General features: G+C 68.9%; 7 protein-coding genes. All 7 read left to right on the forward strand.

Annotated features, from left to right (window positions below):
• A partial coding sequence (locus J7I97_RS27165; RefSeq protein WP_214939667.1) for an ATP-binding protein occupies positions 1–879 on the forward strand: 879 nt, incomplete at its 5' end.
• A 341-nt stretch (positions 880–1,220) separates the two neighbouring features.
• The gene (locus J7I97_RS27170; protein WP_214939671.1) at positions 1,221–1,613 is read left to right on the forward strand and encodes a hypothetical protein; all 393 of its coding nucleotides are present in this window, start codon (positions 1,221–1,223) and stop codon (positions 1,611–1,613) included.
• A gap of 127 nt (positions 1,614–1,740) precedes the next feature.
• The gene (locus J7I97_RS27175; protein ID WP_214939674.1) at positions 1,741–1,926 is read left to right on the forward strand and encodes a hypothetical protein; all 186 of its coding nucleotides are present in this window, start codon (positions 1,741–1,743) and stop codon (positions 1,924–1,926) included.
• Positions 1,927–2,107: 181 nt separating this feature from the next.
• On the forward strand, positions 2,108–3,478 hold the full coding sequence (locus J7I97_RS27180) for a Wadjet anti-phage system protein JetD domain-containing protein (protein ID WP_214939677.1): 1,371 nt from the start codon (positions 2,108–2,110) through the stop codon (positions 3,476–3,478).
• Positions 3,471–4,766, forward strand: coding sequence for a hypothetical protein (locus J7I97_RS27185; RefSeq protein WP_214939680.1), 1,296 nt, complete (start codon positions 3,471–3,473; stop codon positions 4,764–4,766). Before J7I97_RS27180 ends, J7I97_RS27185 begins: the two co-directional genes overlap by 8 nt.
• Entirely contained in the window at positions 4,753–6,039 is a 1,287-nt protein-coding gene (locus J7I97_RS27190) for a hypothetical protein (RefSeq protein ID WP_214939683.1), read from the forward strand. The genes J7I97_RS27185 and J7I97_RS27190 overlap by 14 nt, the downstream gene beginning before the upstream one ends.
• A complete protein-coding gene (locus J7I97_RS27195; RefSeq protein ID WP_214939686.1) occupies positions 6,036–9,197 on the forward strand; it encodes a hypothetical protein in 3,162 nt (1,053 codons plus the stop codon). The genes J7I97_RS27190 and J7I97_RS27195 overlap by 4 nt, the downstream gene beginning before the upstream one ends.
• Positions 9,198–9,745: the final 548 nt, after the last annotated feature.

Raw genomic sequence — 9,745 nt, forward strand, 5'->3', positions numbered from 1 at the left:
CAAACCCAACGATCACCCACACAGGCCGTCCACCTCAACAGCGGGCGCCGGGCGGGCCTGATGGACCACGTCATCGACGGGCCGGCCGGTACCGGAAAGACCTGCCTGCTGCGGGCGGTGGGGCGGGCCGCCCAGCAGGAGATCGAAGCCGGCACGGGCGGCCGGCAGCAGAACACGATCCCGGTGGTCCACATCACCACCCCCGCAGACCCGGAGCTGAAGGTGAACTGGGTCTGGGAGATCGCCTCCTACCTGGGTCTGAACCCTGAGCCGAAGAGCCTGGCCGAAGTCCTGGAGATGCGCCGCCACCAGGACCTGACACTGCCGGTCAACTACGTCCTGGAGACAGCCCAGACCCGTCTGCTGCTCATCGATGACATCGACCGCGCCACGGTGCAGCAGCTGGCGAACGTGCTGCCCTACTGCGACTACCTGCGGGACAAGCTGGGTATCTCGCTCGTCTTCTGCGGCACCGGCGCCAGCCACCTCCTGCACCAGGCCCGCATCCTCGCCGGGGACTGGACCCGGGTCAGCCAGGAGAACCAGACACGGCTCGAACAATCGGGCCGCCCCGCGGCGCCTGCCCCGCCCTCCCCCAGCGTGCTGCTGCCGGTGATCTGGCTGCACCCCCTGCCCCTGAACGCCGGGGACCAGAAGACCTTCCGGGAAGTACTGACAGGCTTCGAAGCAGACCTGAGCCTGTACCGGCTCGAAGAACACGCGTTGAGTAAACACGCCGTCGAACTTCACCGGCGTACCGGCGGCTACTTCAAAGCCCTCGCCTACCTCGTCTCCACCGCCGCCGTCCTCGCGATCCGCACCGGCAGCGAGAACATCACCATCAAAGAAATCAACGCCGCAATAGCCCAGCTCGGCTGAATCGCCACGCGCCGTCTCCTGAGTAGACTCCGACCAGATCCGGTGCGGCGTCCTGGCTTGCGGCCCCTGCGCCGAACGCGTCACTTGCCTGCTGACGTCCGGGACGGTGATACGGCAGGAAGCACTCTTGGTATCGGCGGTGCGCGCCGACTGGCTCCGAGTCGCTGTCTGCTACCGCAGCCGCTGGGCCGGCTTGTTGGCGATTCAGTGCCCAGTCCGTCTGCGATGCCCCTGCGCCAAGGTCAGGCAGCGCCTCCCCGTCCTGCGCTGCCGACGGGCCAACCCAGAGAGACAACACTCAGTTTTCCTCAGATTCTCTCACTCGGGTGTAGGCTGCCTCCATGACCAAGAACGTTGCAGTGGACGATGTCACCCACGCCCAGATCGACCTGCTCGCCCGCGCCTGGGACGTCTCGCCCGGCGAGGCGGTGCGGCGGCTAGTCGAAAACTTCCGGGCCCCGTCCCCCGCCGCAGCACCCCCACCCTCCACAGGCGGCCGGGTGGCCGTCCACGCCATTTACGACGGAGTGCACATCCCTGGCCTGTACGACCCGGCAACCCAGGCGCTCACCATCACCGAGGGCCCGGGGGCCGGCGCGTATCGCACTCCCAGCGGGGCGGCCAGCGCGGTCCTGCAGGCACTCAAGCCGCAGGTGAAGCCCAATCGCAACGGCTGGGGCTTTTGGACGGTCGACGACAGCGGCGAACTCCTCCAAACGCTCCGTCGAACCTGAGCGACCAGCAGCCCTTCGAAAATCACACCGCCTCACTTTTGCTCACATCTCTCTGTTGTGCTACTCTGGACAGCTCACGTGACGGCCACCACGCCGTTCACTGCATGCACGAACCGGGGAGCTGTAGTTGCACAACGACCGAGACCCGTTGCTGAGCCAACGCTCTGCCCTTATTCTGCTGCTGGGGGTGCTGGTGGGTACCGGGGCCGGGATCCTGGCCGCACTCGCAGACACCGGCCCGGCCAGTGCCGTGCTGACCGGCGCAGGCGCCTTCGGCGCGGGCGTCCTCTTCTTCCACGCCACTATCGCCTAGAGCCCGCCCTCCCCGGGCGGACTGATTGCCTGCCCGCTTGCGCCCATACCAGGCGGCTCTCTCATCATGAGGTTCCCTTCGATTCACGACCGGCTTTGTGGCAATGTGCGTACAAAGCGAGACACGGGCGAGGTCCGTGCGGTCCGTGGGGGGGGGCTATGTGACGGGAACGACGGGCGCGGTGAACCTGCTGTTCAGCGAGGCTGAGGGGCGTGTCCCGGTGCCCGTGACCGGGGTTCCGGAGGGCACCCAGGCGCTGTCCGTTCCGGTGCGGCGCGACGGGGCGAATCGCGCACCTCGCAATCGCCGCAGGCTCCTGGACATCACGGAAGCCGACTTGGTCGCCGTTACGGCGCAGCCCGCCTACGGGCCGCCGCAGCACCTAGGTGCGCGCGATCTGATCTGGGTGCTGTCCGTGGGGCGACGATCCTGGGCGACGGTGGTGGCCAGGTTCGGCGCCCGGTCGATGGACGTCGCCCTTGCACTGGTGCGCTGTGGGGGCGTGGTGTTGCGCTGTGACGTCGACGACGACTTGGAAATCGTCGGGCCGCAGCGATGGTACCTGTCGCATTCCTGGGCGCTGCAGGCCGAGGAACTGCTGCAGGACCTGCGGGGGCAGCGCGACCCCGACGAGGTGCGGGGGGAATTGCTCGCGCTGATGGAGGGCGTCGGGGAACTGGGGCGGGAGCGGGAACTGCTGATCCGGTGCCAGGCCGGCTCGCCGCTTCGTGTTCCCGCGGGCACGGCCACTGCGGCCGAGGCATGGTCCGCCTACGAAGCGGCGCTGCGGGCCGCCTCGTATTGGTGGCCTCGTCATCGGGCCGGGCAGCGGATGACAGCCAAGGCGTTGGCGGGGATGGCTTTGGGTGGTTCGAAGATGTGGAGGCCGGCGCGGCAGGCGGCCTTCGAGAACCTGGTCGCGCTCAGCTTCGACCGCGCCCTGGACGAGGCCGACGTGGACATCCGTGTCCGGGGGCCGTTGAGCTGGCGGATCGGCCCGGTGGCGGCCGATGCCTCGGTGGCCAACCCCTGGGTGGCGCTGCCGGCCGGGGCTCTTCGGCTGGTCGGTGAGGTGGAGTACGGGGCGCACGGAGTGTTCCTAGTGGAGAACTCCGACACGTTCGAGCGTGTGTGCGCCATGCCGGATATCACCTCTCAGTGGCTGTGTATCTGGGGGCATGGTTACGTCGCGAACCAGTTGGTCTCGCTGCTGCAGTGGCTGCGCCCGGCTCGTCTGGCGATCTGGGGGGATCTGGACGCGGACGGGATCGCGATCGTCGATGACCTCTCGCGGCGGTTGGGGCGCTGCGTCCATGCGGTGGGCATGGACGTCGAGTTGTGGCGTGCGGGACCCTACCGTCGGCAGAAGCCGGAGATGTACCCGAAGGCGAGGGCGCTGGCCGCGCGGATGGCGGCCAAGGGCCCCGTTGACTTGCGTGCCCTGGCGGCGGTGATCGCTGAGAGCGGGGAGTCTGTGGAGCAGGAGCCTCTGCACGAGAAGGTGCTGCCGGACTTGGGCGCGCTGCTGGGCCGGGTTCCGGCTGATGGCTGAGCAGATCGCGTTCGGTGACGAGGGTGACGGGGCTGATCTTGAGGCGGCTGTCCGGCTGGCCAACTGGCGTGCCTTCATGGCCCCGGTGGCTGAGGACGCCGGGGCGGTGGCCCGGCACCCGGAGGTGGCGAGACTTGCGGTCGCGATCCTCAACGTGTTCGCGGAGCAATCCGGGTCCCAGGGCCTGACCCGCGCTGAGGTCCTGGAAGCGCTGGTGGGCAACGCGCAGGGCTGGTCACAGGACCTGGTCAGCCGGCGGCTGGGCGTGCTGACCCAGCTGGGGTTCCTCGAGCCGTACATCCTCAAGTCGCACCATGACCGCTACGTGGTGCGCCCGGCCGGGCTGGCGGGGGCGCTGGCCGCGGAGCGGCTCGCCGAGCACGGCGGGGTGGACGAGTTGATCCTGCTGCTGGACCGGGCCAGGTCGGTGTTCGACCGCAGCCGTCCGGACCCGGGCACCGCACTGGACTACCTGGTGTCGTGCCGCAATGCCCTGCGTGTGTTCGCCTTGGACCTGCAGCGCCAGGTCGCGGTCGGTACACCGGCAGAGCTGATGCAGTCGCAACGGCAGCACGACCACCAGGGTTTCACCCGCCAGGTCGCTGACCTGAACAAGCTCGTCACCGAACGGTTCCGCGGGCAATGGGCACTGGAGGAGGCCGCCGCCGCACTCATCGAGGCGGAACAGTTCTACCGCCAGCAGCTCATGGCAGCTGCAGACAAGGTCGTGGAGCAGGCTGGTGACAGCCTCAACTTCGATGTCCTGACAGTCGCCGAGTACACCGATGCCGCGTTCAAGGGTGACGTCGCGCTGCTGTCGCGGGTCGGTGGCGCGCTGGTCGCGGACATGCCCGCTGTGTGGATCGAGACGCCGTCGCTTTTCGAGACGGTCGAGGGCTTCGCTCCTCGCTCGCGGGCGCGGGTGCGTCCACCGCTGCCGGACGACGACAGCGACGATGAGAGTGACGGTGCGCTGAAGCGGGCTGAGGAGGTGTACGAGCGGGCGCGCGAGCGCCGCCGGCTGCTGGCTGACGAGTTGCTGGCCGGTGCGGAGGAGGCCGACCTGACCGCGGCGTTGTATGAGGCGGGCTGGCCGTCGGCTGCGGCGATCATCACCGATGTGCTGGCGCTAGGCGATGACCCGGCGGAGCCGTACACCGTGACGGTCCAGGACGGGCTACTGGCCGACCCGCAGGCCAGTGTTACCTACCTGCACTCGCTTCGCCTGCGCCGTACACCGGCTCAGCCCCACCCCTTCCCCACGGGGCGGACGCATGAGCAGCGCTGAGCCCGAGCAGGACGGCCGCGATCACGAGGTCGCCTTCCAGGCTGCGCTGCTACTGGGGCGGTTGCGTGTGTGCCAGGTGGTGCCCGCTGCTGTTCCCGGGCCCGTGCTTGCGGCAGCGGCGGCTGCGGCGGCGCGGGCAGGGCGCCGGCTGGTGCGCATCACTCGTGGACCGCAGGCCTCGGACGCGCTGGTCCTGGGTTGGGACGGCGAGTCGGCCCCTTCCCCGAACCCCTCGATGCTGGCCTCACGACTCGGTCTTCCTCCCATTCCCACCTTGGTGTGGGCGGTGTGTCTGCGGGCGGCCTGGCCCGAGCCCGAACGCGCGCCCTTCCCCGGTCTGCCGTTTCGCCGCACCCGGATTCTGGAACTCTGCGTCGGGCTGGGAGCCGACCGCGAGTCCGTCGAGCGGGCCCTTGACCGAACGCTGCCCAGCGCAGGACTGATCACCGCCAGCGCCAGCGAACTGCGGCTGGGACCTGCCGTCGCGGCGCTGCCCGGGACCACGGTGGAGGGCCTTCGCCGGGGGCACCACCTACTGCCGGCCCTGGCCGAGGACGAGTCCCCCGCCGGGCCGGGCCGACCCCAGCCTGCCTCTGCTCACACGGTCCCAATCGACGAGGACCAGGTGCCCGACACGTTCGACCACTACGCGGTGCGTTCCGCGGTCGCCACACTGGAGACCTCGCGCCGCACCGTCCCGCGTGGCGATCTGCCCGCGTTGACCGACCCTGCAGTCCGCGCACTGGCCGAAGCTGCACTGCTGCCATGCGGGCGCCAGCTCATGCAGACCGCGGATGGCAACTGGACCACCGGCTACACCGACCGTGCCGCCGACGCGCTGGTACAGGAGGGCACGGGCACGCTCACCGACACGGAACGGGCCGTGCTGGCCCTGGTCCTGCTTCGCACCGTGGCGATCCCCCGCGCACGGGGCCGGCACCGGCACAGCCGGTGGACTGGCGAACCGCACTCCGTCACCCTCCAGGAACTCTCCACCAACCGTGAGATTTCCAAGGTCGCGATCAATGCCGCCCTGCGCGGCCTGCGGGCAGCAGGCCTGGTCGCCGAGACCACGACCGGCCGCTACATCCCCGGCCCGGCCCTGGATCGCCTGCCCGAGCACCGCAGCGCCCTGCTCTGGGAGGACCTGATTCTGGTCGGCTGCCCGGACGGGCACCTGGCTGCCGCCATCATGCGCCGACGCGACCACACCCCTGCACGGCCCCCAACAGACGACCGCGTCCACGACAACGAGGGGACGGATGGCCCGTGAGCGACCAGAGCAGCCCGACGGTCCGCGCAAAGCGCGGTGTGATCGGCACCCGGCAACTGATCGCCGTGCAGACGTTCGACATCGCCCGGCTGACTGCGCACCCGGTCGGGATCATCCCCGGTACCTTCGTCGCGGTGACCGGGCGCGGACCCAAGGACTCCAACGAATCCGGCAAAACAAGCTTCCTTGCCGCCCTCGCGCTGCTGCTCGGCGACCCCGAATGGCGCATGTCCGCAGGCGGGTCAATCCACGCGCGCAGGCTGCTGTTCGAACCGGTCACCGCCGGGGCCTCCCCCGACCGGCACGGACCGGCCCATGTCGGCTACGTCGTGGGCGTCTTCGCTGAACCGCAGGACCCGCAGGCCACCGCCCACACCGTCTGGCTGCAGATATCCGCCAAACCGCAGCACATCGAGGTACGCCACCGGCAAGGAGTCCACCTGCTACTGGAAGGCGGGGACCGCGAGCGCCACGAGCGGGCCCCGGACTTCTTCCGTCGGCTCGGTGGAAAACCTCTGGGCCCCACCGAGTACGCCGAAGCCCTCTACGGCCGCGCCCCCAGACTGCTGGCCTACATCGCAACCCGCGGAGGCATACGGTCGCGGCCCTCGCTGCTCAAGCTCGACGCAGGCAACTTCAACCCCGCCCAGATCGGCGACGCACTGCTCTCCTTGACCGGCAGGGGCGCCATTCTGTCCAACGACGTCGCAGCACGTAAAGCCCTGGCACAGACGCAGGCCGACCTGGACGAGAAACTCAAGCAGGGGAAGGCATCCCATCGGGCGGAGGAGGCGATCCTGCACTCCGTCGACGCCAGGAACCGCGCCAGACGCGAGACAGTACGCGCATCCGACTTCCACCACCGTGCCCGAGCCCGGGCCCTGATCGACGCGCAGATCCGAACCCAGCGCATCACCGCGCAACTCGCCGCTGTCGACAGCGACCTGGCTGCTCTGGCCCAGCAGCACGGGGCAAAGAAGACCGAACTTGCGCAAGCCCGCAACACCGGCCAGCTACGGCACGCCCTCACGCAGGCGCAGCTGAACAAGACAGCCGCCGACCAAATCCTGGCCCACGCAAACCGCGAGGAGGGCAAGCTGCGGGGCGACCTTGGCCGGGCCGAGGAGGACCACCGGCACGCCAGTGATCGCGCCGAGGGCTACGCCGGGCCATCACCTGCAGAGCTCGGCGCCCTCGTGAGCGAACACGAGCGCAAGCAGGTGGCGAAGCTGACAGAACTCAACGTGGCGGCCAGCCGCGTCGAAGCCCTGAGGGAGGAACTCGCCGAGGCCCGCGAGGGCAGGACCGGTGCGGCAGCCACCGTCCTGCGGACCCTGCTGTCCGAAAAGGTGGAAGCCGTCGGACTGATGGCCGCCACCCGGGTCCACGCCCACGCACGCCCCAACTGGGAGGCCCGCCTCGCTCCCTGGAGGGACGCCGTGTGCGTCGCGCCCGGCGACCTGGAGCGTGCCACCGAGGCGGTAGCGGCACATCCGGGGGCGCTGCTCATTACCGGCCCGACCCCACCTGGCGTGGCCGGCTTCGTGCCCTTGGCTGGCATGCGATCGGCACCCGAAGGTATCCACAGCACCGACCCCCTCGCCGTGCCGTTCCTGCACGCGCTCGCCCACTCGACACGGATGGACCGCCCTCCCCACGCGTCACTGCCCGCGCTGGGCGTCCACGTCATCGGCGGCTTCGAACAGCCGATCGCCGGCCAAGAGGACATCTGCGCCCACCTGCAGCACCAACTGCACGACGCCGAGAACCTGCGGAAGGACCTCGCTGGGATGGCCGACCTGCACCACAGGCGGATCATCGAGCTGAAGAGCGACATCGAGCGGGCCAACGCGTCCGACCTCGCCAAGCGTATGGTGCCGAAAATCCAGGCGCTGGAACAAACACTCTCAGACCATCTGAAGGCCCTTCCGGACCTGCAGAACGCCGCGGACGGCACGTCGGCCGCCGCTCATCAGGCCAAGGTGGACTTCGATACGGCCCAGGAGCGCGCCGACGTGCTCGCCGCGGCCCTGGGCGCGCTAGGCAGGAAGATCGAGGGAGCCGAACGCAAACGGGACGGGCTCCGGGCGATGGAATCGGACCCGACCGCCGGGCAGGCGAGGACCGGCTGGGCCGGTTCCCCGGACGACGCACTGATCGCACTGAACTGGGCCGCACTACCGGAACAGGACCCCGATGCCGACCCCGACGACCAGGCCGACACCCGGTCTGTCACCCGGCGTGATCCCGCCCATGAGGCCGAGCGCCGGACCAGCGCCGACCTGGATACAGAGGGGCGAATCCGGCTGGCCTCCGCGCTCACCGGGCTGGCCTCGGACAGCGCGGCAACCGGAGTTGCCACCCAAGAGCTCGCGGACGCACTTCGCCACCACGAGGCGGGCACACCCGACCCCGCAGGACGGATCTTCCGCACCTCACTGCGCGCACTGGACACATGGCTTCAGGACAACGAGGCACGTGACGCAGGCGCCCGGGAACTAGTGGAAGCAAAACGCAAGGAACGCGAGGAGGAGCACACTTTCCTCCAGGGCGTGGTCGAGGAGTCCCGCTACGCCCTCGCCGAGACCCAGGAGTCCATACGGGAACGGGTCCAGAGCGCCCTGGACCGCATCAGCAAGACCCTCAACAGCCTGGACGCGAAAGACCGGGGCTACGGCGCGGACCTGCACTACGACATCACTGCACCCACCGCGGCCGAGGACCAGTGGACCTGCCACGTCGTGCCCCGGTGGCGGCGCAACCCCAGCGGCCCCCTCCTGGACTACGACGCGCCCACCAACACCGCCCAGGAGAAACTCTTCTCCATCCATCTCGTCCTCGCCGCCCTGCTCGCGGCACCCGACCCCCAAGGACGCGTCTTGATCCTGGACGAACTGGGCGACTCACTCGGTGCCGAGCACCGGCGTGAAGTCATCGCCGCACTGCGCGACGCCGCCCAAGACCACGGCATCACCGTCCTGGCCACCTGCCAGGACGGGCTGATGTCCGACGTCAGACAGATGTGCGGACAGATCCTGCAGTTCCGCTACCGGTCCAAGTCCGACGCTCTCAACCGCCCCACCCTCATGTTCGGCTTCGACACGAACCGGCAACGCGTCACACTCACCCTCGAAGACCTCGTCCAAAGCAGGCACTGAGCCCCCACACCACACACGCCGCGGACCCGTGAAGAATTGCACGACCGTCGACAACGGACGCGTCTACAGGCGGCACGTGCCGAACTGCCGTGACCGCAGTGTCCGCCGACAAGCGGGCCCGACATCCACCACCCTGGTCACGTCCTCGACTACGACAACACCCCCGATCCGGAGCAACAGCAAAGACCGCTCCCCCCGGCGAGCCGGCCACAACCCCATGAACGACGAATGAGAATACAAAATCCGACGCCGATCACCGCATTCCGAAACGATCACCAAACCCGCAGACCAGCGCCCGCCTTAACCTCCCCGCTCAACGAAAACCCCTGACTACACAGCAACACGCCACAACCAAATATCAACACCGGTGCGTTTACGTCCGCGAGCGGCTCGCAAGTCCGTGCTCGAAGAACGTGACAGTGGTGTGGACGGTGTAGTTCTGGCTGGTCGTGGGGTGTTGTCCGGCGTTCGGGCCGTACTTGCTGGTGGGGTTCTTTCGGGTGCGGGCCTTGACGCGGTGCCGGTGGCGGGTCTGTACGGTCAACGGT

Origin of the sequence: Streptomyces sp. ISL-87, assembly GCF_018614095.1 — a bacterium.
In the GTDB taxonomy this organism is placed as follows: domain Bacteria; phylum Actinomycetota; class Actinomycetes; order Streptomycetales; family Streptomycetaceae; genus Streptomyces.

Bases quoted from the DNA above. Each gene is read 5' to 3' on its own strand.
- J7I97_RS27170 (WP_214939671.1), top strand. From the start codon at position 1,221: ATGACCAAGAACGTTGCAGTGGACGATGTCACCCACGCCCAGATCGAC.
- J7I97_RS27185 (WP_214939680.1), top strand. From the start codon at position 3,471: ATGGCTGAGCAGATCGCGTTCGGTGACGAGGGTGACGGGGCTGATCTT.
- J7I97_RS27190 (WP_214939683.1), top strand. From the start codon at position 4,753: ATGAGCAGCGCTGAGCCCGAGCAGGACGGCCGCGATCACGAGGTCGCC.